This is a genomic window from Roseofilum capinflatum BLCC-M114 (genome assembly GCF_030068505.1).
GTDB classification, from domain to species: Bacteria; Cyanobacteriota; Cyanobacteriia; order Cyanobacteriales; family Desertifilaceae; genus Roseofilum; species Roseofilum capinflatum.
In genome coordinates this window covers 41,531-66,422 of the sequence record NZ_JAQOSO010000117.1, presented here as the reverse complement: position 1 = coordinate 66,422, position 24,892 = coordinate 41,531, and the positions used below count along the sequence as shown (strand labels likewise).

Below are 24,892 nucleotides of genomic sequence, written 5' to 3'. Positions count from 1 at the left end.
CTCGGTCTGGATAGTAAATCTCTTGGGAACAAAAGCGCTCCTAAAAAGTAGAATTGAGTAAAAACAAGGATCTTAACCGATTGTGTCTAATTCCCTTGACAATGACAATCTATTTAGCGAATTTCTAGACGACTACTTTGTTGAATGTGAAGAACATTTGACTTGTGTTCGCCAAGGTTTGCTGTCCTTAGAATCCTACATTACTGCGTCAGACTCTAGTCCTAAAAATGCAGTAGACATGGAGTTACTGAATCAATTGTTTCGGAGTTTTCATACCCTCAAAGGTTTATCGGGTATGGTTGGCGTAGAGCAAGCCGAAGCATTAGCACACCATTTAGAAAACTATCTGCGGCTACTGCGAGATCGGGAAACTCCTCTCTCAGAATCTGGATTTGATACCTTGATGATGGGAACCAAAGTTTTAGAAGAGGTCATTCATGCCTATCGTCAACAACAACAAAGTCCAGACATTACAGCAATTCTCGATCGGATTAATGGGTTAGTCAGTCAACCCGAATCTCAGGAAACGGACAACCAAGAAAGTCCTCCCAAAAAAGCGGGGAATATTATTGGCTCCACCTTAGAACTTCCAGCGAATATCTCCCAAGAAGTCCAAGATCTAATCGGCCAAGGCTTGTCGGTATGGCGATTTGTTTTTTCACCCGATGCTGATCTAACCGCCCAAGGTATTAATGTCAATAGCATTCGCGGGCACTTAAATGAAAAAGCACAAGTCATTCATGCGTCTCCCCGGATGATCAATGGGCAAGATATTTGCTTTGATTTTTTGGTCGCTAGTCCAGCCGATCCCCAAGAATGGGTCGAGCAAACAGAAGGGTTGACCTGGGATCTGTACTTATCGCCTCCAGAAGAGCCAGAAGAGCCAGAACCCTTAGCACCACCAGCACCACCAGCACCACCAGCAACTCCATCTGCGCCTCCCTCTATGGTGCGTGTTGAGTTATCTAAACTCGACGATCTGATTGCCAGAGTCGGGGATTTAGTGATTACCCGCGCTCGGTTAGAAGAGCTAGTTAAGTCGATCGCCATCCCCTCTAGTGTAGAAAATGGAAATGGAAAATCGACGATCGCGCGATCGCTCCAAAATCTCAACCTCACCCTAGAGCGACAACTGCGAGACTTACGAGAAGACGTAATGCGAGTGCGCCTAGTCCCCATCGGTGAAATCTTCGCCCGAATGCAATTCGTCGTCCGAGATCTGGCACGGGAAGGCGGTAAACCCACCACCCTAGAGATTATCGGCGCAGACACCGAAATTGACAAACTGGTAGTCGAGCGGATGATGGACCCCCTGCTGCATATGGTTCGCAACGCTATCAGCCATGGGATTGAACCCGAAGCCGAGCGCATTGCCCAAGGTAAGCCCCCCCAAGCTAAAATCACCTTAAAAGCGAGAACCTCTGGGGAAATGGTCACCGTAATCATCGAAGACGATGGCCGGGGAATTGATTGGCAACAGATCTTAGAACGGGGGAAAGCCAAAGGACTCTTAAATCTATCTGAAGATGACCCCTTGCAGTCCGAGTCTATTCCCTCGGCTTACCGCAATCGTATTCTGCTTGATTTATTATGCGCTCCTGGATTTTCCACCAAAGACGAAGCCGACTTAACCAGTGGACGAGGAGTGGGTATGGCTGTCGTCAACAGTACCCTGCAAGAATTAGGAGGTGTCCTCGAAGTCAGTAGCGAGCTAGGTCAAGGAACCCAGTTTATCATTCAACTGCCTTTAACGTTGGCGATCGCCAACGCCTTAATCATTCAAGTCAGTGACCAAATCTATGCCATTCCCCAAAACGCAGTCCGAGAGGTCATTGAAGTCTGCTCCACAGACATCATTGACCACCATCAACTGCTCAATTACCGCCATCAAGCCATTCCCTTACTCAACCTCTATTCAATTTTCAGCTTAACCCCACCCTCAGCCCCCTCGAAAACCCTGAAAGTCGTCATCGTCGGTCGAGGAGACATGGGAGACCACTTAACCACCCCTGGCAACCTGATTGCCCTCACCGTAGATTACCTTCTGGGCTTACGAGAAATCGTGATTCGCCCCCTTACCGACCCCCTAGTGAGAGTTCGGGGTATTAGCGGGGCGACCGAACTCGGTGACGGTCGCATTGTGCTAATTCTGGACATCCTCGGTTTAATTAGCGATGAAGCATCTCACCCCTGGCGTGATACAGCTCCCCTTTCTGTGTTTTAATAGGAAATTCCCAACATTATGCTACACATCAATCTCCGTGTCTCCGTATCAATTATCTGTAGCAAACCTCCAAGGATTTGAGATAAGAACCCATGATTAATGCTTCTCCTGCTCATCCGAAAACCACTGAAACCACCCTACCGTTCATTCTCTTTGAGCTGGCGGGAACTACCTATGGTATTGTTTCCCACCAAGTGCAACAGATAGAAATGGTCGATCAGATCACCCCCGTTCCCAATGCTGCCCCCTTTGTCGAAGGCGTAGTCTTTTGTCGTTCCCAAGTGATTCCCGCCATTAATCTGCGTATCCGCTTAGGATTTGAGCGCCAACCCTACGATCTGCTCACCCGGTTGATTGTTATCCATACCCAACCCTCTTCCTCTCAAGGAACCCCTAAAGACGCTCATACTCTAACCGAGAAGTTAACAGAAGGCGATCGCCGCGTGGGTCTGATTGTCGATAGTGCCAGAGAATTCATCGCCATTGGCCAAGACTTAATCCAACCCCCTCCAGACGGCTTATCCGGAGTCAATAGTCAATACCTATCCGGCATCATCACCTTAGACCAGAGAGTTATTCTCATTTTGGATATAGAAAAAATCATTGAAACGTGACCCTTAATCAACACCGTGTAGGGGTGGGTTGACCCATTACCCATTACCCAATTCCCCAATCCCTATTGATGACTCATCGGAGGTAAACATGGCTAAAAGCAAACCCAACAAGAAAAATATCCCTTCCCCTTCCTCGATTTCCCTTCAAGCCGCCTCACAAATCCAAAAGATCGCCCAAGAAATGACGGCTGGAATACAACAACATAACCAGCGCTATATCGACAGTACCAGCGCGATCGTGCAAATGGGAAAATCCCTAGAAGAAACAGCCCAGCAAACCAACGAGGTTGCCCAGTCTACAGAGGAAGTGGTGTCTGGAATTAACCAAATGGCCGCCTCCATTGAAGAAGTTACCGCCAGTAGTACCGAAGTCGCTACTGGATTAAATCAAATTACCAGCTCCATCAAAGACAGTAATCAATCGACCCAATCCGTGGCCGCCAATACCCAAGACATGGCCACATCTGCCACTCAGGTGAGCGCCTCCATTTCCCAAGTCGTCGGTAACATTAAAGGATTAACCGGCGATACGGAAAATCTAGCCGCCTCCGTCAATCAAACCGCCGCCTCCATTGAAGAAATGGGGGGTTCCATTCAAGGGGTAGCCGAAAACTCCGATGACCTGACGGCCGCAGCCGAAGAAACCACCGCCTCCATTAATGAAATGGCGGCCTCTATTGAGGAAGTGTCTGCCACCACAGAGAATTTAAGCGCCACTGTTGAAGAAGTCTCTGGAGCCATTCAAGAGATGGCCGCCTCCATTGATGGGGTGGCTCAAAATAGCCAACGGATCACCCAAGCCGCCAACACAGCGCAAAAGAATTCCGAAGATCTAGAGGAGTCCATTCGTTCGGTGACGGACTTGAGCGAAAAAGCTGATGATATTACCCGGCGAGTGCGCCAAGATGCCGAAGAAGGCGGAGCTACTGTAGAAAAGGCGATTCAGGGGTTAACGCGGGTACGCCAATCCATGGTCAACACCGCCGATGTAATTCGAGATATGGGCGATCGCACCACGGAAATTAGTTCCATCGTCGATACCATCAACCTGATTGCCGAACGCACCAACTTATTATCCCTGAACGCCTCCATTGAAGCCGCCAGAGCCGGAGAAGCCGGGCGCGGGTTCGCCGTCGTAGCCGAAGAAATCCGCAATTTAGCCGATCGCGCCGCCACCGCCACCTCAGATATTGCCGCCATTATCAAGAGTTTACAGTCTGTCGTCCAAGATGCCGTTAAAACCTCAGAAGAAGGCTTAAGGGTCACCGAAGACAGCAGCCGTTTAGCCGAAGAAGGGGTCGCAGGGTTGGGTAAAATCCTCTCTGGTGTAGAAGAAACCACTCACTTAGTCAGTCAAATTGCCAATTCTTCCCAGAAGCAAAGCCACTTAGGGAAACAGGTGGTTGACTCCATTAATACCACCGCCCTACAAGCCAAAGAAGTGGCAGGTGCGACCAGCGAGCAATCGAAAGCGGCCAGCTCGATTGTGCAATCGACCGAACATATGCGGCAAATTACCAAACAGGTGACCAAGGCCATGAATGAACAGGCCAAAGCAGCCAGGGATGTGATTAAAGCCGCGCAAAATACCAGCCATCTGGCTGGGCAAGTCCGAAAAGCCACTTCAGAGCAAGCCCGTGGAGCCTCCCAGGTGATGCAGGCCGTCGAGAGTATGCGGCGCGGCATGTCCAGTACCTATAAAGTCTTAGCCGAACAATCCCAAGGAGCCGATCAAATTGAGAAAGAAATGGACAGGCTATCGCGTTTTATCAACAGTATTAGTGAGTCCATGAAGGGGCAATCCGAAAACGTACAACAAATTACCAATGCCATTGACAGTATGCGATCGCAATCCGATCAAGTCGCCAAAGCCATGACCGAACAAGCCAGAGCCGTACGCAACATGAGTCAGACCACAGAAAAAATTGCCAAGCAAGTCAACTTTATGGCCCAGGCTAATCAGGAACACTCCAATGTCTCCAAACAACTGGCGCAAATGTTACAAACAATGGGAGACTCTGGCGAAAGTACCTTAGAATCTCTCGAAGCCATTCAAACCTTAACCGCCCAACTGATCGTGACCTAATCAGCCCTCTCCCCCTCCTCCATTGAACTATGACCATTAGTATCTTTACCACCGATACCCAGTTAAAGATTCGCTCCTGGGATACCCAATTAACCGAGATGACCGGATTGACTCCGAGCGAAGCCATGAACCGGCCGCTAGTGGAGATTATTCCTGAGTTAGAAACCAGAGGATTACTCCAACACTTTAAGCGCGTGTTACAAGAAGGGGTAATTGAAACCCTTGCCCCAGCCTTACACCATTATTTGATCCCCTGCGATTCCCCCATTCCTTCCCAGTATTTTGACCGAATGCAGCAGCGAGTGACCATTGTCCCCCTACGGGAAGGGGAGAAAATTGTCGGCACACTGGTGACAGTAGAAGATGTGACCGCTCGCCTGATTGAAGAAAAACAAATGAGCGCCGAAGTATCGGATAGGGTTGACCCCTTCTCTAGCCTCCGGTCTCAGGATCGCAGTACCTCGTCTTGGGACGTGCTGGCCGAGCGGCGCAAGGCGATCGAGCAATGCCAACGATCGCCCGAAATTACCCGTAAACTCGTAGATGTCTTACGTCAGGAACACCGCCATCCGACCCTCTTAAACAGCGTGCTGTCGGTATTGAGTAAAAGCCAGATCGATCCTTCACCCGTGTTGTGGGAATGTTTACAAGATCCCGATCCAGAGCTACGAATTTATGCGGCCCTCGCCCTGGGCAATCGCCACCATCCTGGCTCCATTGAACCCCTGATTAAGGCCCTGGACGATCCCGACACCAATGTGGTCTATCAAGCGATTGAATCCTTGGGCAAACTCAAAGCCAGCGCTGCGATCGATAAATTGGTGGAAATTGCCCAATCCGATGATTTTTTCCTGGCGTTTGGGGCCTTCGATGCCCTGATGCAAATGGACGATCCGGAAGTGACTCCGCGATTAATTCCCCTGTTGGTTCGCACCCTCAACTGGCGAGTGAGACGGGAAGCCGTCGATAAAATTGCCCTCCATGGCACTAGCGATCTGACCAGTTCTTTACTCAATCTTCTCCGGCAACAACACCGTAATCCCAATGTTCTCAATAGTGTGCTTCAGGTGTTGGTGTTGGGTGAAGTTGACCCCATTCCCGCGTTGGTGGGATGCTTACAAGACCCTAACGATCCGGATTTACGCACCTATGCGGCCGGTGCATTGGGCGATCGCGCCGATCCGAGAGCCATTGGCCCCCTGATGGAGGCTCTCAAGGACGATCATCCCAACGTTAAATACCATTCCATTGAAGCCTTGGGACGACTTAAAGCCAATGAAGCGGTAGAAGCACTCTTGGAGATTGCCACCCAAGAAGACTTTTTCTTGGCCTTTCCAGCTCTTTGTAGTCTCACCCAAATCGGCGAGCGAGCGATCGCCTATCGCCTGGTTCCCCTGCTAGATGACCCCCTACTGGCTCCCCAAGCAGCCGAAGCCTTGGGCGTTCTGGGTGATGTGGATGTGGTAGTTCCCCTGGTACGGCACTTATCTGAACCAGGAGCCAGTATATCGAGTTTAGCCACGGCGATCGCCTCTATTGCCCATCGCTATGACCAAACCCATCAAATCACCACCATCACCGACCTGATCCGACAAACCCTAGATGAAGATGGGGCTAGGGCCCTGATGGAAGAAACCCTCCACACTGCCCAGGAGAATTTACCCGCCTTGCTCCTCTGTTTAGGTGCGGTTCACCCTGACTATCGTCCCCTAGTGGCTCCAGCCTTCACGTCCCTACTCTCCAATGAAGCAGTACGCGAGACCTGCATTCAAATCCTGGTAGGTTATGGTTCCTTGGGCACTGAACTGCTCTTAGAGAGCCTACCCCAACTAGATTTAGAAGGACAAAAGGCGGCTGTGGTAGCCCTGGGTCGTATTGGTGACCCCCTGGCCACGACTAAACTGCGGCAATTGCTGGAAGAAACTGATGTAGAGCTGGTTCGATCCGCAACGGCTGCCCTCGCCCAAATTGGCGATCAAAGGGCGACGGAATCCTTGTTATCTCTACTGGGCCACGAAGATGGAGCGGTTCGTCTAGGGGCGATCGCCGCCCTCAACTCCTGTCGTCCTCCCTATTTGGCCGAGCAGATCCAAGTCCGTCTGAGGGATTCCAATCCCAGGGTACGTGAATGTGCAGTAAAAATTGCCGGGTATTTTGCCTTTCCAGACTCCATTGAGGTGCTAATCGATCTGCTCAAAGATCCGGAGGAAAAAGTGCGACGCTCGGCGATCGAACATTTGCCCTATCTTGACCATCCCCAAGTCATAGACTATTTAACCGATGCCTTAAGGCAGGAAACTCCAGTTTGTCGGGCAGCAGCAGCTCGTGCCCTGGGCGAGCTGGAGATCCCCAGCCAGTTGAATGGGGCCCGATGGGAGAAAACCCCCTTACCAGCCCTACAACAAGCAATGCTCGATGAGGAAGAATGGGTGCGCTATAGTGCCCTGCGATCCATTGGCCAGTTGATGGGGGGAAATCATGGCGGTGACTGGAGTGAGTTGACAAATCAGTTGATTCGTTTGGGCCAAAGTGACCCTTGTATTAGTGTACGGGCAGCAGCGACTGAATGCTTGGGGCGGGTTTCTCCTGCTAGTATTGGGCCGTTAACAGAGTTGGCTGAATCTGGGCCTGCGGATGTGGCGCGAGCAGCTCTGATTGCCTTGGGTCGCTTAGATACAGGTGAGGCGATCGCCCCCTTGCTCAATGCCCTCAATTCCCCCGATCCCGAACGCCGTTTAGATGCCATGCAAGCCTTCCAGGAGCGTGGAGGACAAGAAGCGGGTGTGGCTCTGCAATGGATGGCAGCCGCCGATCCAGAAGAGCGGGTGACTTTGGCAGCTATTGAAACCTTGGGCCGTTTGGGGGGGCAAGAGGCGATCGCCTCCTTGCTCGAACTGACTCTCGACCCGGCCAATCGCCATTTCTGTATTGAAGTCCTCAGTCGCCAGAAAACCCTCAAAGAAGATTATATTGACGCGATCGCCGCCGGCCTCCATCATGCCCATAGTCAAGTTCGTTGTAGTACCGTAGAAGTGCTAAAACGTCTTCAACATCCCTATGCTTCAGAATTTTTGATTGTTGCTCTGGGTGACTCCGACGAATCAGTACGCTTGGCAGCAGTTGAAGCCCTAAGCTATTTAGGCAATCAAAGCTGTCAACCTCAGTTATTAGTTTTAGCTCGTACCGATCCCTCTGTAGCGGTTCGTCGGGCAGCTCAAAAGGCCATTCACCAATAAAGGAGAACACTCGCTTGAGGTCATCCTATGGCTGAAAAAAATTGGCGTTGTGATTGGAAACCATGATCTTTTCAACCCGTGCTTTTGGAATGTCTGACAGTACCTTTGTGATTTTACGAAATTTAATTCACGAACGTACCGGTATTTATTACGATCAGTCCAAACAAGATTTGTTAGCTGACAAACTCTCTCCCAGACTCTTAGAGCAAGGAATTCATTCTTTTCTGGATTATTACTATCTATTAAAGTATGACACAAGTGCCAATCGGGAATGGCAAGAGTTGGTGAATGCAATCACTGTGCCGGAAACATTTTTTTGGCGGGAATTCGATCAAATTGAGGTACTAATCAAGCAAATCATTGATGAGTATTTAGATCGACAAAAACTCTCTGGATTATCTTATGGTTATAGCTATCCCCTGAAAATCTGGAGTGCGGCCTGCTCCACCGGTGAAGAACCCCTAACGATCGCCATGGCCTTAGAAGAAGCTGGATGGTTCGATCGGCTACCCATTGAAATCTATGCCACGGATATTTCCTCGCGGGCGATCGCGAAGGCTAAGAAAGGACTATACCGAGACCATTCTTTTCGGGTCTTGTCACCCGCTTTAAAAGAAAAATATTTTACTCAGGAAACCACAGGATGGCGTATTCAGCCCCATATTCATAATCGAATTCACTGGAAAACAGCTAATTTACTAAATCCCGACGATTTTATCTTATTCACCAATATCCCCTTTATTTTTTGCCGTAATGTGTTTATTTACTTTTCCCCTGACTCGATCAAAAAGACTACGATCATGTTTTTTGAAAAAATGCCCGCCAATGGCTATTTATTTCTAGGATCGTCCGAATCAATCCTCAAACTCAATACCGAATTTCAAGTGTGTGAAATTAATCAATCATTTGTCTATATGAAGCAAGAAGATCGACACCAACCTTAAGGTTCTTCCCTGTACCCAACCCCTATTAATATCGATCATGAGTATAACCCAACCTAACAATCCCAATTTAATCAAAGTGCTAGTCGTAGACGACTAAGCTTATGTGCGTAAAGTGATCAAAAAAATGCTATCCACCAGTCCATTTATTGAGGTAGTCGGGATTGCCCATGATGGGGAAGATGCTTTAGAACAAGTGGCTAAACATAATCCGGATGTGGTCACCTTAGATTTAATTATGCCCGGAATTGATGGGATTGAATTTATTCGACAGCAAATGCTGCGGAAAGTTCTTCCTATTGTGATTGTTAGCATTGCTGATGAAGGAGGTAAAAAAGTTTTAGATGCCTTAGATGCAGGCGCTGTAGATTTTATTCATAAACCTACGGCCTTAGCCACCGATAAAATATTTGAAATTCAAGACGATCTGATTCAGAAGGTTAAAAAAGCGGCAAAATTACCCTTAAATCCCTATCCTCCGGCTCTCAATTCTTTCACTCCTGATGTGAAACCTTCTGTATCTATCAGTCCCTCTACGACTCCCCGATTTGATATTGTTTTAATTGGCATTTCTACCGGTGGGCCTCAAGCACTGACCTATCTGATTCCCCAGTTTCCTGAAGATTTTCCGATCCCCATTGCTGTTGTCTTACATATGCCGAAAGGCTATACCAAACTCTATGCTGAACGGTTAAATCATTACTGTTCCCTGGAAGTTATTGAAGCCCATACTGACGATCTCGTGTGTCCGGGTCGAGTTCTGATTGCTACAGCCGGATATCATTTAGCTTTTGACCGTAACCGGGAGGGACAAGTGGTTGCCAAACAGCAATCTAAACCCTTTGATTTACCCCATCGTCCTTCTGTGGATGTTTTATTCCAATCTGGCGCTCAAGTTTATGGCGATCGCACCTTGGGTGTGGTGATGACGGGTATGGGATCGGATGGTAAACAAGGTGCAGCTCAGATTAAATCCCATGGGGGGATGATTATCACTGAGTCTGAGTCTAGTTGTGTGGTGTATGGAATGCCCCGTTCTGTTGTCGAAGCGGGGTTGAGCGATCGCAGCGTGTCCCTAAAATCTATGGCTGATGCCATTAATGAACTCCTCTTTAGCTGTCCTTAGCATGATAAAATTATTACCATTCATGAGGAGACTCTCTTGGAACCCATGAACATTCAATTAACAGGGGAAAACTATGCTATTAACCGATCATCAAAAATATGCCTTAATGGAGTTTATGACTCTGGCTCTCTCGGAAAAGAGTGCTTTTTTGCTGTCAGACTTGATGCATTTTCCTATTAGCTTAGATGTTTCTGATGTTTCCCTCAACTCCTTAGTCATTCTCTCCCAAAACTGGTCAGATAACTTTAGCGATCCCGTCGTCTGTGTACATCAAAAATTTGAAAATTCTTTGGCTGGAGATGCTTTATTTGTTCTCGATTATCCCTCAGCCATTAAGTTAGCTCACTTCGGCCACTCAAGCTTTCCATCCGTTACCCCCAATTTAACGGTTTCCGGTTGTGAAGTGTTAACGGAAATTGGCAATGTGATGCTCAACACTTATTTGGCGATGTTGAGCCATTTGCGAGGGGGACAGCTTAGTTTTTCTATTCCTTCTTTTGTGGTTCAAGAAGTTCCCCATTTGCTCAATAGTTTAATTGCCAGCCGTAACGAATTGAGATACGCTTTGGTTCTCAATGCTAAGTTTACGCTTTCTGAACAATCCATTGTGAGTTACCTGATTTTAGTGACGGGGGTAACCTCTCTAGTGTGCTTAATTAAGGGGATTGAAGCCTCTTATGAAATGATGCTTCCTGGTTGATTTAGGGAAAGGGCAATGGGCAAAAGGTAAAAGACCTAATTTAAAACAATTTTATCTATCATAAAAAGATTACTTTGTCAAGGGTTGAAAAGGGGGACTTCACCGATTGGGGAAAAATATATCAATAAATGTTAAGGGATGGCCAAAGTGCTTATAAAATTAGGTTAGATAGACGCAAAAATACCTATTCAATCAGGATTTTCCGCAAGCGGACAGCAAGGGGCAAAACTCATCCCATGGGTTGACTCGACTCTTCTGGGACTCCAGAAAGGTTAAAATTGCTGAAAACGTCTTATCCACGTTACCCTGACAGGTTGTGGTCGTAAAAGACGACCCATACCCCAGATCGTGGGGTAAATGATGTAGGGGTATCTTAACTATTTTATGGGGTGTTTCCTGTCCCCACTGTGGGCAAGGGAAGACCCTCCCCTAATCGGAATCATATTCATATCGGCAGCAAGCCGAAATACATACTAAAGGGAATAAGGATCATAGAGGAACCTCCAATATGTACACCCAGGTTAAATCCAACATTCGTCGTGTAACCGTACCAGAAACCGAGCCAGTTAATGGCATAGATGGGGAAACCCTAAAGGCGATCGCCGCAGAACTCTCAGAGCAAGAGACTCTAGATCGTTCACTTGACCTAGAGTCTGCACCCCCAGCCATAGATCGAGCGGCCGCTGATGGGCGAAAAGTGATCAAAATTGTGTACATCGTCATGGAGGCGCAATACCAAAGTGCCCTCACCCAAGCGGCTCAAACCATTAACCGCAGCGCGGCTAAACATCAAAATCAGGTCGGCATAGAACTGAGTGGGTACTTGATTGAAGAGCTACGCAACCCGGAAAACTATGCCGAGTTTGAGCGGGATATGGAAACGGCTAATATTTTCATTGGCTCCTTGATTTTCATTGAGGATCTGGCCGATCGCATTGTAGCCACAGTTGCCCCCCATCGCGATCGCCTGGATGCGGCGGTAATCTTCCCCTCCATGCCCCAAGTGATGCGCTTGAATAAGCTGGGTAGCTTTAGTATGGCGCAGTTGGGACAGTCGAAGAGCGCGATCGCCTCATTCATGAAAAAACGCAAGGAATCGAGCGGTTCCTCCTTCCAAGACGGAATGCTCAAACTCCTGCGTACCCTGCCCAAAGTCCTGAAATACATGCCCATTGAAAAGGCTCAGGACGCTCGCCACTTCATGCTCTCCTTCCAATATTGGCTCGGTGGCTCTCCCGAAAACCTGACCAACTTCCTGCTGATGTTGGCCGATAAATATATCCTCGAAGGCGATCAGAAATTAAGCTACGAAGAACCGGTGGTCTATCCAGACCTGGGTATCTGGCATCCCATGGCTCCGAAAATGTTTGAAGACCAACAGGAATATTGGGATTGGTATAACAGCCGGGATGATATTTCTGATGACCTCAAAGATCCCCTCGCTCCCTGTGTGGGTCTGGTGTTGCAGCGCTCTCACCTGGTTACCGGTGATGATGCCCATTATGTGGCTATTGTTCAAGAACTGGAATGCCGAGGAGCCAGGGTGATCGGTACATTTGCCGGGGGGCTGGACTTCTCTAAACCGGTGGATGCCTATTTCTGGAATCAACGCACCCAGAAACCCATTGTCGATACGGTGATTTCTTTAACTGGGTTTGCCCTAGTGGGTGGCCCCGCTCGTCAAGACCATCCGAAAGCGGTAGAGAGCCTGAAGCGCCTCAACCGGCCCTACATGGTGGCTCTTCCCCTGGTGTTCCAAACGACGGAGGAGTGGGAAGCCTCGGAATTGGGACTGCACCCGGTACAGGTGGCCCTGCAAATTGCCATTCCGGAATTGGATGGAGCCATTGAGCCGATCATCCTATCGGGACGGGATGGAGCCACTGGAAAGGCGATCGCCCTCCAAGACCGGATCGAGTCCGTTGCTGCTCGCGCCCTCAAATGGGCTAACCTGCGGCGCAAACCCAAGCTAGAGAAGAAAGTCGCCATCACAGTCTTTAGCTTCCCCCCCGATAAAGGGAATGTGGGAACGGCAGCTTATCTAGATGTATTTGGCAGCATCTACGAAGTGGTTCGCGCCCTGCGAGATAATGGCTACGATCTCGGAGAGTTACCAGAATCTCCCAAAGAGTTGATGGAAGCGGTGATCCACGATGCCAGCGCTCAGTATGCTTCCCCGGAACTGAATGTGGCCTATCGTATGTCTGTGCCGGAATATGAGAAACTGACCCCCTATTCCGAGCGCCTAGAGGAAAACTGGGGCCCCCCTCCCGGACACTTGAACAGCGACGGTCAAAACCTGTTGGTGTACGGGAAACACTTCGGTAACCTGTTTATTGGCGTACAGCCCACGTTTGGTTATGAAGGTGACCCCATGCGGCTGCTGTTCTCGCGATCGGCTTCTCCCCACCATGGCTTTGCCGCTTACTACACCTATCTAGAGCAAATCTGGGGCGCGGATGCGGTGCTGCACTTTGGAACCCATGGCTCCCTGGAATTTATGCCAGGGAAACAGATGGGAATGTCGGGCGAGTGTTACCCGGATAATCTGATTGGTTCGATTCCGAACTTGTACTACTACGCGGCCAATAACCCCTCGGAGGCGACGATCGCCAAACGGCGCGGTTATGCAGCCACCATTTCCTATCTGACTCCTCCAGCCGAAAATGCAGGGTTGTATAAAGGGTTAGCGGAACTGAGCGAGTTGATCGGCTCCTATCAGCAGCTTAAGGAGACCCCCAGGGGCGAACAAATTGTACTGACGATCATCGAGAAGTGTCGCCAGGTGAATCTCGATCAGGATATTGCTCTACCCGATGATGGCACTTCGACTCCGCTCAGTGACCGCTTATCGGCTGAAGAGCGGGATAATCTTGTCGGTCAGGTGTACAACAAACTGATGGAGATTGAGTCGCGGTTGTTACCTTGTGGGTTGCATGTAGTCGGGAAACCACCGACAGCGACCGAGGCGATCGCCACCTTGGTCAATATCTCCAACATCGATCGCCCCGAAGACGGCATCGAAAGCCTGCCCCGGATTATTGCCCGCAGTATCGACCGCGACATCGACCAAATCTATGAAAGCAGCGATTTAGGCGTACTTGAAGACGTAGAACTCTATAACAACATTGTTCAAGCCACCCGCGCCGCCGTCACTGCCCTCGTCGAAGAACAAACCAACGCCGAAGGCCGAGTTTCCCTCGTCTCCAAGTTGAACTTCTTCAACATGGGTAAAAAAGCCCCTTGGGTCGCCAAACTCCATGAATTGGGTTACACCAACGTCGATGAAGACAGCCTCAAGACCCTGATGGAATACCTAGAATTCTGTCTCGAACAGGTCTGCGCCGATAACGAACTGGGTGGTCTCTTGTCCGCTCTCGAAGGTCAATACATTCTGCCTGGGCCGGGTGGTGACCCCATCCGCAACCCCGACGTACTGCCCACCGGTAAAAATATTCACGCCCTCGATCCCCAGTCCATTCCCACCGAAGCAGCCATTAAGTCTGCTAAAAAGGTGGTCGATCAACTTCTGGAGCGCCATAAAGCCACCAACAACGGCCAACTTCCCGAAACCATTGCTACTGTTCTCTGGGGAACCGACAACATCAAAACCTTTGGCGAGTCCCTAGCTCAGATCCTCTGGTTTGTCGGTGTGAAACCCGTTCCCGATGCCCTCGGCCGGGTGAATAAACTGGAACTCATTCCCCTCGAAGAACTGGGACGGCCCCGGATTGATGTCGTCGTCAACTGTTCGGGAGTCTTCCGAGATCTGTTTGTCAATCAGATGGCGCTCATGGATAAAGCCGTGAAAATGGCTGCCGAAGCGGATGAACACCCAGAGATGAACTTCGTCCGCAAACATGCCATGCAGCAAGCGGACGAGTTAGGCATTAACCTGCGGCAAGCCGCCAGCCGGATTTACTCGAATGCCAGTGGTTCCTATGCTTCTAACGTCAACCTAGCGGTAGAAAACTCCTCCTGGGAAGAAGAGTCAGAACTGCAAGAGATGTACCTCAACCGCAAATCCTTCGCCTTTGATGCTGACAACCCCGGCATCATGAAGGAAAGCCGTCAGGTGTTCGAGTCTTCCCTCAAGAGTGCGGAAGTCACATTCCAGAACTTAGACTCTTCTGAAATTAGCTTGACCGATGTTTCCCACTATTTCGACAGTGACCCCACCAAGGTGGTGAGTTCCCTGCGGAAAGATGGCAAACAACCGGCTGCCTATATTGCCGATACCACCACCGCTAAAGGTCAGGTGCGCTCCTTGTCCGAAACCGTGCGCCTGGATGCGCGGACAAAAATGCTCAATCCCAAATGGTACGAGGGAATGCTCTCCCACGGCTATGAAGGAGTGCGCGAGTTGTCCAAGCGTCTGGTGAATACTTCCGGATGGAGCGCTACTGCGGGAGCCGTGGATAACTGGGTATATGAAGAAACCAACGACACTTTCATCAAGGATGAAGCCATGTGTCAACGGTTGCTCAACCTCAATCCCCATTCCTTCCGCAAGATGGTTAGCACCCTCCTAGAGGTGAATGGTCGCGGATACTGGGAAACCAGCGAAGAAAACCTCGACCGTCTGCGCCAGTTGTATCAGGAAGCAGAAGACCGCATTGAGGGAATTGATGATTAATTCGATCCCCCCTAACCCCCCTTAAAAAGGGGGGAAATCAAGAAAGCCCCCCTTGAAAAGGGGAATTTTCCGCAAGCGGACATGAAAGGGGGATCGAGCCAATCATCCTAGGGTGGGCAGGAGGACAGTTGTAGAATTTGAATGATATCGCTTATGCTCCTGCCCACCTTACCCTCTAGTTCGGCGATCGCTGTTGCTATTGAACAATTTAATGATTAAGATGATTTGTCCCGATAGGCTTGCCTACCCTACAACTTATCCTCTATTTTTTAGCAAGGTCTGAATGATGCTTTGGGATATACGGAAATTCGTCTGTTGCAATAGAGCGATCGCCTCTGAAAGCTCGACTAAACCTTGATGTGCAGCCTCATCCAAGATTCCCAGAGTGCCGATAACAGGAATTGAGCGATCGCTCGCTATGCGTCTCCCCAAGCGTTCATCGATAATCAGTAGGTCTGCTGGTAAGGCTTGGGCTATACTAATCGCAGCTTGTTCACCGCGATCGAGAGAATTAAGGGTTTCATCAAGTCTGCAAACGACTTCAATAGTAAGCCAGGAAGGAGGATTGGCACTCCATTGACGTACAACTTCTGGTGCGGAAGAATCCTGCATTTCATCCTGAACCACATCAGGAATGATAATTTGCTCAAATAAGCTAGGGAGGAGGTCAATCTGGCCAATCAGCAGTAAATAGTGGATCGGCGAAGTATCAGAAACGACGATCATAACGGAGCTGGCGAAGAGTTTCCCGATCCTGCTGCAAATCTGCCTCGTCATAATGCAAATCAGCCTTATGCTCCTTCAAAAAAGCATCAACATCCCAACGAGAAGGTAAACCTAAAATCCGACCGACTTCTGCACTGGTAATTTTTTCGGACTGATAAGCTTGTACAACTAAAGCTTCCAAAATCTCGCGAGCCAAATGGTTTGGGTTGAAATGGTCAATGAGTTCATCAGGAAGGTCAAGCGTAATTTGCACCATTTCAGATCCTTAGAATCTAGGGGTTATTGTATTAGCTATAGTAGGGGGGGCAAGCTACAGCTAGAGAATTGATGATTTGCCCGGCCTGCCCACCCTATAACTCAGCAGTGTATTAAATCACAGCTTATTTAGGCACTTGCAGAAGATTCATTCTTCAGTAGCGTAAAGAATAGCCCTGAAGGAGAATAAACTGGAGAGCCGTAAGTATCATAGATAGCCAGGGCTTTTTGCAACTGGTTTTCTGATGTACGACTGATCAACTTCACTAAATCAGGAGTAAGCTGGATTCCACGCTGTTCTACTGCATGACGCTTTTGAGAGAAACTCTCTTGTTCTACCACATGACCCTTTTGAGAGAACCTCTCTTTTGGAGTAACAATCGACTGTACCAGTGACTCCACAAATTCCGCTTTAAGGGGTTCATGGGTAACTTGTGCGATAGTTTCCAGAAGGTTGACCAAAAGTTCAATATTGGGGGTTTGATCTGGCTGACCAGATCCGTTATAATTGAGCATAATGAATTAATTCGGCGATCTGCCGAAGATCAAAGTTTTCAGAAGAAGCAGGCTGTTGGCGCAGTCTGCTTCTTTTTTCTATCTTAAGGGGATGCACGGCTTTTTGGCAAGTCCGCATTGTATGCACCAAAAGTTACAACTAGAAAAAAGATAATACATTACACTTAATGTATGCATATCATGCAGTGAGTATGAATAGTAAACTTTTGGTGCATACAATGCATTCCTAATCATGAACACCACAACTAAATCATCAAATTCAATCATATTTGTCCATGCGGACTTGGATTTATACGGATTAAAACCTTATGAATTCCGTATTTACGCTCATATTGCTCGGCGAGGCACATGCTATTCCACTGTGAAGAAGATTGCTGAAATTTGTAAAATGAGCGTCCGAAAGACACAATACGCCCTCAGATATCTAGAAAAGCAAGGAATGATTGAAAAATCAACTGAAAACCAAAAAGGTAAAACTTATACTTATACGCTTGCCCCAAGAGAGCAGTGGAAACCACCTGAACCGAGTAGTGAGGAGATTGAAAAAGAACGGCAAAAGGTAGATCAAAGCCTGAAGCGCATCAAAGAAAAAGAACTCGAATCTAATGATTCTGGCTCAGAGAGTGTATAGGGAATAAGGTGGGCAGGATATTTGTCGTAGAATTTGAATCATATGGCTTATGCTCCTGCCCACCCTACGACTAGCTTCCACTAGCTTCCACTCAAAATCTTCGACCAAATAAGTTAGTCAGTTTTTTCGGGGCGATTTTATGCAAAATTGCGGATATTGTAATGATTCTTTACAATTGGCGGCGATCGCCCCGTAACTCAGAAACCGGGTTTCTAACCCAATACCTCCGTCAGAGGGCTAGGGTGGGCTTTTTTACAGCCAGAGAATTGATGATTTGCCCCGATCGCGAAGCGAAACAGAGTTTTATCAGCTTGCCCACCCTACAACACCATGATCGCACTGAATAATCATCTTTCTCTAATCGCCGGAATTTTAAGATGAACCAAGGCTTTTTGTAAAACACTCGGTTTGACACTCAGCCAGACTTGATTCCGGTCATCTTCAGTATAACCTATGACTACAGCACCAATAGGAGAACCAATATCAGGATACATTTCTGGAGTCATTTCTCCAGTATCTACAAAATCGGTAATCTGAACCAGACCTCGCACCATCTCATCATCGAGAGTCACAAAAATCCCAAATGGAGAATGATGCTCTACTTTACCATGAATCAGTTCTCCTAATGGATACTTTGACTTAACTTGATTCCAAAAGTTAGTCATTACATTACCTCATTTTTAGAACTCTAGGATATTGGTTTAAAATCGGAAATAAATGGTGGGGAATTGGTAATTCTAGTTGTTCTCCACCTTGATAAGGCCGTTCTAAGGGTTGAAAATATTGACGATAGGTTTCTAGATCCATTGTAACTTCCAGAATACCATCTTGGTAATACTGATGATATTCCTCTGCTAAACTCCGGCTATTGGGCGCGGCAAAGTAGCATTTACCATCAGCATAGGGTGGAGAGTAAGGAAAATCAGCAGGCTGAAAGCCTTTTTCTACAAAATATTGTCCTTTTCCTTTTTGAGTTGCTTTATAAATAGTAATCATATCAAGCTTATACTCCTGCCCACCCTACCTATAAGTTAGTCAGTTTTTTCGGGGCGATTTTATGCAAAATTGCGGATATTGTAATGATTCTTTACAATTTGCGGCGATTGCCCCTACTGGATCTCAGGTCGTCGGGTGGGCTTTTTTACAGCCAGAGAATTGATGATTTGCCCTGCCCTACAACTTATCCTCTATTTTCTAGCAATTTCTGAATCATGCGTTGGGATATACGGAAGTTTGTGTGTTGCAGAGCGATCGCCTCTGGCGAGGCTTCGCCCATCGTAGAAGGTAATCAATTTTCTCTCTCGCCACTCATGTCCACCTCTTCTGTCACTCTCCGACAATGAAGATAGAATAAAATAGAGTATCAATAGCTAAAAGCGAGATAGAGCAATGGATGTAGAGTTACAGATCTTAAAACATTTGCCGCGATCGCCAGAAACCACGGTTTCAGTTGTCGATCAATATTGTGACTCTTATCAAGAGATGTTTAGTGATGTGAGAAGTTATGAATATTTTAAATACTTACATTTAGGAATTATTTCTCCTATCCCCAGAAAGTCCTTTCCGGAAATAGCTAAAGTGGTTGGCATCAACTCTCCTCAATCCTTACACCATTTTATAGCCAATTCCCCCTGGTCTGTCAAGGAATTAAGAACTCGGAGATTAAGAAAAACCCTAGAAGCCTTAAGGGGAGAAGAAATCATCGTGATTATTGATGAGACTGGAGATCAAAAAAAGGAAAAAAAGATGATCATGAGTTCTTATTTATTACGAGGATTTAATAAATTGATTAACGGTGTTAATAAATTTCAATCCTTTTATCCTTCCGGATAATTGGCAGATTTGCTATTCATTGAACTCGGAGAGTGACAGAAGAGAGGGATCTCCTGTAAGATAAGAAAGGTTTGCTTCTTCGTAAATGGGAAAAGACAAGCGGGCAAGATGCCCGCACTCCTGAAATCCCTTGATATTACTGGAGTGGGAGCGTCTCGCTCCCTAGACTTTTAATTATGGTGTTTCCGCTTCGCGGACATGAATAACCGGACTTGATATTACAAATTGACTGATCTGAATAAGACGATACTCCGTTACATCGTAAAGCGCTGTAAATGGCGACTTTTAAGAGAACCCATTACCCATTACCCAAACTATAAATCCGACATTTGTACCGAAGCTTGTTGATGTTTCCGGGAAATGGTAGTTTGGAGTTTATCCAGCAATTCCTCCGTCAATTTTTGAAAGGCTTTTGATCCACGGCTATGGGGATGGGCGATAACAACAGGTAAATAACTATCCACAGATTTAGACACATTCACATCAGAAGGAATACGAGTTCTAAACAATTTTGCCTCGCTGTAATCCGTGCGTACCCGGTTCATCACTTGACGATAATAACGTCCAATAAACCCACCTGCCATGGTGAAGATAATGCCCAGCATTTCAATATCTAAAGGGTTTTCATCTTGATGCACTTCTCGCAGTTTGACTAAACGACGCTCTAAAAGCTGAATTCCGATGAGAGAAAGGGGTTCAGGACGAGCAGGGAGTAAGTAAAAATGGCTGGCAGTCAGGGCACTGCGAGTTAAGAGATTATAGCCAGGGGCACAATCTAAAATGATGTAGTCATATTCGTTGATGATCGGTTGTAAGATGCCATCAATTAAGATTCTCTCAAAGCGATTCCATACGGTTTCAAAGGAAACTTGTTCTCGATAAACTGCTTTTTCATAGATCATTTCTGAAACTGAAAATTCATCATACATATCAATATCCCCAGGCAGTAAATGAAGTTTGGGAACATTACAAGCGTAGGGAATGATAATATCTTGGATGGGAAAAGCAGCTTTTGCGGCTGGATTGATCGCTTTTTTAACCAGTTGTCTTAAGGTGCGTTGATCTCGCCTTAGTTTGGCAAAATCGGCGGGCGACATCATACTGAGGGTGGCGCTAATTTGAGTATCTAAATCGACAATCAAAACTCGCTTGTCGTGGTATTTGGCAAGACACGCCGCTAGATTAACCGTGAGGGTCGTTTTGCCAACCCCTCCTTTCATATTGACAGTTGAAATGATATGTCCCATAGGTAAGATCCAGTCAGTTTGGTGAAAAAATGTCCAGGAAATGTCCAGAAAATGTACAGTTATAAGCGTCTCTGATGCCAAAACTCGCGCAGAGTTGCTCTCATCTAGCAGTTGTGCCTTTCAAATCATAATGCCTATCTCAAGTCATAGTAAGGGGCAGGTTAAGGGAAAATGGACTCTTGCCTCTCCCCCCTCTTGCCTTTTGCCTTTTGCCTTTTGCCTCTCCCTCACGTACAACCTTAACTTGTGACCAATGCCCATTACCCATTAATGGCTTTTTCTGGTATTGTTAGAGGTTGCTGCTCGGAGATTGAGGCAAAGCGGGAATGGATTGGATGCGATCGCTCATTTGGATGGACTATCGGTTAGCTGTGTTGGTGGCAGTAGGTATTCCCTTGGTGCTGTTGATTTGGTCACTGGTTAAACAGTCTACTCCCCTGATCCGCTTAATGATTATTTATTGGCGGGTGGCAAGTCTGCTGATGATCTCCCTCTATTTGATGATTGGCGGAGCGCCCATTGGCTTTGTCAGCTCCCTATCTGCCCGGATTTTGATTCCCATCTCCCTCTGGTTTTGGATCGACTTGAATGAGGAAATCGAGGACATGCCCTCCTCTCGCGCCCTGAAACTGGCATTTACGGCTTGGCGCTGGGCAGTGACGGTGTTTATGGGAGTTGGGGCGATCGCCCAATTGCCCTCTCTACAATGTGCTTTTCTGCCCACGAAAGACTTAATCCAAAATGACTTTTGCCGACTGTGGTTAGAAGCGCCTTGGGCTTATAAACAATTATTCCACAATGCCACCAGCGAACGCTTCTTAGGCTTTATTGGTATCCTGGGATTAGTGATCTATGTAGCTTACCTCAGCTATTTTGTCCTCATTCGCCTCGGCAAACAGGGGCGAACCGCCGTTAACCAATAATGAACTGATTACTCACTACTCATCTACCCATCCTATGCTCTCTCGACGTTTAGAACAATACACCCTCAAACGTCCCCAAGAAGTCCTGCTCATCAGCGCCGAAATTGAGGGCGAAGCAGATGAAATCCTCGTGTTTAAGGGGTTTTCCAGTTCTTTGATGCGATCGACTGCCTTTAACCCCGATATTCCCGTCTTACCAGAAACCGCTAAGATTACGGGGTGCGATCGCCTAAAAAGCCCCTACAATCCCGACAATCCGCAATATATTCAGCAAGGACTCAGCTTAGACACCCTAGAAGCCCTATTCGCAGAAGTCGGCGTTTAATATCAAGTCCGATTCATGGGAAAAGATAAGCGGGCAAGATGCCCGCACTCCTAGAATTCTTGGATAGGACTGGAGTGGGATCATCTTGCTCCCTGGATGGTTAATGAGGGTATTTAACCGGACTTGATCTCAGAACCAACAGAGTTACAAATCGTCAGTGACTGCACCCCGGCTACTGGAAGAGACTAATTGAGCATACTTGGCTAACACGCCCCGGTTATAGCGAGGTTCTTTGGGTTGCCATTGGGCGCGACGTTGGGCCAACTCTTCGTCAGAAACATGAAGTTCTAAACGCCGTGCTGGTGCGTCAATAGTAATGGTATCCCCTTCTTGGACTAAAGCGATCGCCCCACCAACGGCTGCTTCGGGAGCCACATGGCCCACCACCATGCCATAGGTTCCGCCAGAAAAGCGACCATCCGTAATTAAGCCCACCGAATCGCCCAATCCTGCACCGATAATGGCGGAGGTAGGAGCTAACATTTCCCGCATTCCGGGGCCGCCTTTGGGGCCTTCATAGCGGACAACCACCACATCGGAAGGCTGAATTTTACCGGCGAGAATGGCTGCTAAACATTCTTCCTCCGATTCAAACACCCGTGCCGGCCCCGTGATTTTCGGGTTTTTTACGCCGGAAATCTTGGCCACGCCGCCCTCAGTGGCTAAATTGCCCCGCAAAACGACTAAATGACCGGTGGTGTACATGGGGTTATTCCAGGGACGAATCACATCCTGGTCTTCCCTGGGGGTTGGGGGCACATCGGCAAGAATTTCGGCGATGGTTTGACCGCTTATGGTGAGGCAATCCCCATGGAGTACGCCATTTTCGAGTAAAATCTTCATCACCTGGGGAATACCGCCCGCTTGATGGAGATTGACGGTGACGTAGCGACCGGAGGGTTTGAGGTCGCAGAGAACGGGGACTTTAGCGCGAATGGTTTCAAAGTCATCTAGGGTTAAGTCTACCCCGGCGGCATGGGCGATCGCCAGTAAATGCAAAACGGCATTGGTCGATCCTCCCACAGCCATGACCACGGCGATCGCATTTTCAAACGCCTTCCGCGTTAAAATCTGGCGAGGTAAAATTTGCTTACGAATCGCATCGACCAACACCTTCCCTGACTCAGCCGTACTATCGGCTTTTTCCTCATCTTCCGCCGCCATTGTCGAAGAATAGGGTAAACTCATGCCCATAGCTTCAAAGGCCGAAGACATGGTATTAGCCGTAAACATACCGCCACAAGATCCCGGTCCGGGACAAGCATTATCCTCAACCGCCTTTAATTCCGCTTCATCAATCTTACCAGCGCTATGTTGGCCCACCGCTTCAAAAGCGCTAACCACCGTTAAATCGCAGTCTTTGTAGCGTCCGGGTTTAATGGTTCCCCCATAAACAAAGACTGCCGGAATATTCATGCGGGCGATCGCAATCATCGCCCCTGGCATATTCTTATCACAACCGCCGATCGCCAGAACCCCATCCATGCTCTGACCATTACAAGCCGTTTCGATCGCATCCGCAATCACCTCCCTAGAGACCAAGGAATACTTCATTCCCTCCGTCCCCATAGAGATGCCATCACTGACCGTAATCGTACCAAACACTTGGGGCATAGCTCCCGCTTCCTTCAGGGCACTTTCCCCCCGCAGGGCCAAATCATTCAGACCCACATTACAGGGGGTAATCGTGCTATAGCCATTCGCAATACCGACAATGGGTTTAGTGAAATCCTCATCACCAAAACCCACCGCTCGTAGCATCGCCCGATTCGGCGCTCTCTGCACGCCCTGGGTGACCACTTGACTTCTAAAATTATCAGCCATCCTGATATCCTTTCGTGACAACGAAATAAGATTTATACTCTTCCCTCCTATTCTCTCAAAAGGAATGACCCTTTGAATACCTTTGAGTCAGACCTATTATTTGGTTAGAGCCAGTATGATACTCTAAAATTTCTCATAGGCTTCTTCACTTCTCTCCCAATACCTAAGCAACTCAAGCCTAACCCTAACCCATGGATCTAGATCAACTCAAGCAACAATACGCAGAAGGACAACGAGATTTTCGCCAAGTGGATCTGAGCCGCCAACTTTTAATTGGCATCGATCTTAACCAAGCTAATCTACGAGAATCGAAATTGATGCAGGTCAATTTGAGCAAAGCCAAACTCAAGGGCGTAAATCTTCGAGAAGCGGACTTACGAGGCGCAAATTTGAGTGGGATTGATTTACAAGAGGCTAATTTAATTAGTGCTAATCTTCAAGGGGCTAATTTAATGGGAGCCAATTTGAGCGGGGCGGGAATGCGAGGGGCTGATTTACAGGATGCGGATTTAACGGGAGCCAATTTAACCCAAGCTAATCTCAGTGAATCGATTTTAACGGAAATTCGCCTTTATGATGCCAATTTAAGTAAGGCAACCTTGACGCGATCGAAGTTGGATGAAGCGATTTTAACTAAGGCCAATTTAGAAGGGGCAAATCTGACTTATACTTTGCTCACTAAAGCCCATTTAGAAGAAGTCAATCTCACCAATGCTATGCTCAGTGGGGCAAATTTAGAAGAAGCCAATCTCACTAAGGCCGATTTGAGCTTTGCCAATGTCAGTGGAGCCAATTTAAGGGCAGCTATTTTATATCAAGCCAATTTACGCCAAACTAATTTGAGTTGGGCAACCTTGCGCCAAGCGGATATGCGAGTCTCGAACTTGTTTCGGACGAACTTAAATTGGGCAAATTTAGGAGAAGCAACCTTGGCTCAAGCGATGATGATTGATGCCAAACTCAATCAGGCCAATTTGCGAAATACAGATATGACCAGTACAATTATGCCCGATGGTTCTACACACGAGTAATCCATAGACTGGCGATCG

Annotated in this window: 20 protein-coding genes and 1 pseudogene; 14 read left to right on the top strand and 7 right to left on the bottom strand. The window is 47.7% G+C overall.

Annotated elements, in window-relative coordinates:
• Nucleotides 1-82: 82 nt before the first annotated feature.
• The 8 genes from PMG25_RS23230 (at nt 83) to PMG25_RS23195 (ending at nt 15,563) form a co-directional block, all read left to right on the top strand.
• Nucleotides 83-2,224, top strand: coding sequence for a chemotaxis protein CheA (locus PMG25_RS23230; RefSeq protein WP_283769284.1), 2,142 nt, complete (start codon nt 83-85; stop codon nt 2,222-2,224).
• A 92-nt stretch (nt 2,225-2,316) separates the two neighbouring features.
• Nucleotides 2,317-2,838, top strand: a complete 522-nt coding sequence (locus PMG25_RS23225) for a chemotaxis protein CheW (RefSeq protein ID WP_283769283.1) — start codon at nt 2,317-2,319, stop codon at nt 2,836-2,838.
• Nucleotides 2,839-2,926: 88 nt separating this feature from the next.
• Nucleotides 2,927-4,924 carry a methyl-accepting chemotaxis protein gene (locus PMG25_RS23220; protein WP_283769282.1) on the top strand — a complete coding sequence of 666 codons (1,998 nt, stop codon included), beginning with the start codon at nt 2,927-2,929 and terminating at the stop codon, nt 4,922-4,924.
• 29 nt (nt 4,925-4,953) lie between these two features.
• Nucleotides 4,954-8,160 carry a HEAT repeat domain-containing protein gene (locus PMG25_RS23215; RefSeq protein WP_283769281.1) on the top strand — a complete coding sequence of 1,069 codons (3,207 nt, stop codon included), beginning with the start codon at nt 4,954-4,956 and terminating at the stop codon, nt 8,158-8,160.
• Between the two features lie 62 nt (nt 8,161-8,222).
• Entirely contained in the window at nt 8,223-9,104 is an 882-nt protein-coding gene (locus PMG25_RS23210) for a CheR family methyltransferase (protein WP_283769280.1), read from the top strand.
• A 103-nt stretch (nt 9,105-9,207) separates the two neighbouring features.
• On the top strand, nt 9,208-10,227 hold the full coding sequence (gene cheB, locus PMG25_RS23205) for a chemotaxis-specific protein-glutamate methyltransferase CheB (RefSeq protein ID WP_347178928.1): 1,020 nt from the start codon (nt 9,208-9,210) through the stop codon (nt 10,225-10,227).
• A gap of 73 nt (nt 10,228-10,300) precedes the next feature.
• Nucleotides 10,301-10,927, top strand: coding sequence for a hypothetical protein (locus tag PMG25_RS23200; protein ID WP_283769279.1), 627 nt, complete (start codon nt 10,301-10,303; stop codon nt 10,925-10,927).
• 508 nt (nt 10,928-11,435) lie between these two features.
• The gene (locus PMG25_RS23195; protein WP_283769278.1) at nt 11,436-15,563 is read left to right on the top strand and encodes a magnesium chelatase subunit H; all 4,128 of its coding nucleotides are present in this window, start codon (nt 11,436-11,438) and stop codon (nt 15,561-15,563) included.
• Nucleotides 15,564-15,818: 255 nt separating this feature from the next.
• On the opposite strand, the gene PMG25_RS23190 is transcribed toward PMG25_RS23195, so the two are convergent.
• The 3 genes from PMG25_RS23190 to PMG25_RS23180 form a co-directional block, all read right to left on the bottom strand.
• On the bottom strand, nt 15,819-16,289 hold the full coding sequence (locus tag PMG25_RS23190; RefSeq protein ID WP_283769277.1) for a PIN domain-containing protein: 471 nt from the start codon (nt 16,287-16,289) through the stop codon (nt 15,819-15,821).
• Nucleotides 16,273-16,542 carry a UPF0175 family protein gene (locus tag PMG25_RS23185; RefSeq protein ID WP_347178930.1) on the bottom strand — a complete coding sequence of 90 codons (270 nt, stop codon included), beginning with the start codon at nt 16,540-16,542 and terminating at the stop codon, nt 16,273-16,275. The genes PMG25_RS23190 and PMG25_RS23185 overlap by 17 nt, the downstream gene beginning before the upstream one ends.
• Before the next feature lie 131 nt (nt 16,543-16,673).
• Nucleotides 16,674-17,060, bottom strand: coding sequence for a hypothetical protein (locus PMG25_RS23180; protein WP_283769275.1), 387 nt, complete (start codon nt 17,058-17,060; stop codon nt 16,674-16,676).
• Nucleotides 17,061-17,292: 232 nt separating this feature from the next.
• On the opposite strand from PMG25_RS23180, the gene PMG25_RS23175 reads away from it, so the two are divergent.
• Entirely contained in the window at nt 17,293-17,691 is a 399-nt protein-coding gene (locus tag PMG25_RS23175) for a helix-turn-helix domain-containing protein (protein ID WP_283769274.1), read from the top strand.
• A 161-nt stretch (nt 17,692-17,852) separates the two neighbouring features.
• On the top strand, nt 17,853-18,038 hold the full coding sequence (locus PMG25_RS23170; RefSeq protein ID WP_283769273.1) for a hypothetical protein: 186 nt from the start codon (nt 17,853-17,855) through the stop codon (nt 18,036-18,038).
• On the opposite strand, the gene PMG25_RS23165 is transcribed toward PMG25_RS23170, so the two are convergent.
• Both PMG25_RS23165 and PMG25_RS23160 read right to left on the bottom strand, forming a co-directional pair.
• Nucleotides 18,039-18,356, bottom strand: coding sequence for a S1 RNA-binding domain-containing protein (locus PMG25_RS23165; protein WP_283769272.1), 318 nt, complete (start codon nt 18,354-18,356; stop codon nt 18,039-18,041).
• 4 nt (nt 18,357-18,360) lie between these two features.
• Nucleotides 18,361-18,687: a hypothetical protein gene (locus PMG25_RS23160; protein WP_283769271.1), complete on the bottom strand. Its 327-nt coding sequence runs from the start codon at nt 18,685-18,687 to the stop codon at nt 18,361-18,363.
• Nucleotides 18,688-19,080: 393 nt separating this feature from the next.
• Between PMG25_RS23160 and PMG25_RS23155 the strand changes: the two are divergent.
• Nucleotides 19,081-19,491, top strand: a pseudogene (locus PMG25_RS23155) (transposase); the annotation flags it as partial.
• Between the two features lie 347 nt (nt 19,492-19,838).
• Here PMG25_RS23155 and PMG25_RS23150 read toward each other — a convergent pair.
• Nucleotides 19,839-20,771 carry a ParA family protein gene (locus PMG25_RS23150; protein ID WP_283769270.1) on the bottom strand — a complete coding sequence of 311 codons (933 nt, stop codon included), beginning with the start codon at nt 20,769-20,771 and terminating at the stop codon, nt 19,839-19,841.
• A gap of 326 nt (nt 20,772-21,097) precedes the next feature.
• Between PMG25_RS23150 and PMG25_RS23145 the strand changes: the two genes are divergently transcribed.
• Together PMG25_RS23145 and PMG25_RS23140 are read left to right on the top strand one after the other, a co-directional pair.
• Nucleotides 21,098-21,694, top strand: coding sequence for a DUF3177 family protein (locus PMG25_RS23145; protein ID WP_283769269.1), 597 nt, complete (start codon nt 21,098-21,100; stop codon nt 21,692-21,694).
• Between the two features lie 34 nt (nt 21,695-21,728).
• A complete protein-coding gene (locus PMG25_RS23140) occupies nt 21,729-22,019 on the top strand; it encodes a DUF7734 family protein (RefSeq protein ID WP_283769268.1) in 291 nt (96 codons plus the stop codon).
• 144 nt (nt 22,020-22,163) lie between these two features.
• On the opposite strand, the gene ilvD is transcribed toward PMG25_RS23140, so the two are convergent.
• A complete protein-coding gene (gene ilvD / locus PMG25_RS23135; RefSeq protein ID WP_283769267.1) occupies nt 22,164-23,843 on the bottom strand; it encodes a dihydroxy-acid dehydratase in 1,680 nt (559 codons plus the stop codon).
• A gap of 191 nt (nt 23,844-24,034) precedes the next feature.
• Between ilvD and PMG25_RS23130 the strand changes: the two genes are divergently transcribed.
• Nucleotides 24,035-24,874: a pentapeptide repeat-containing protein gene (locus PMG25_RS23130; protein ID WP_283769266.1), complete on the top strand. Its 840-nt coding sequence runs from the start codon at nt 24,035-24,037 to the stop codon at nt 24,872-24,874.
• Nucleotides 24,875-24,892 lie beyond the last annotated feature (18 nt).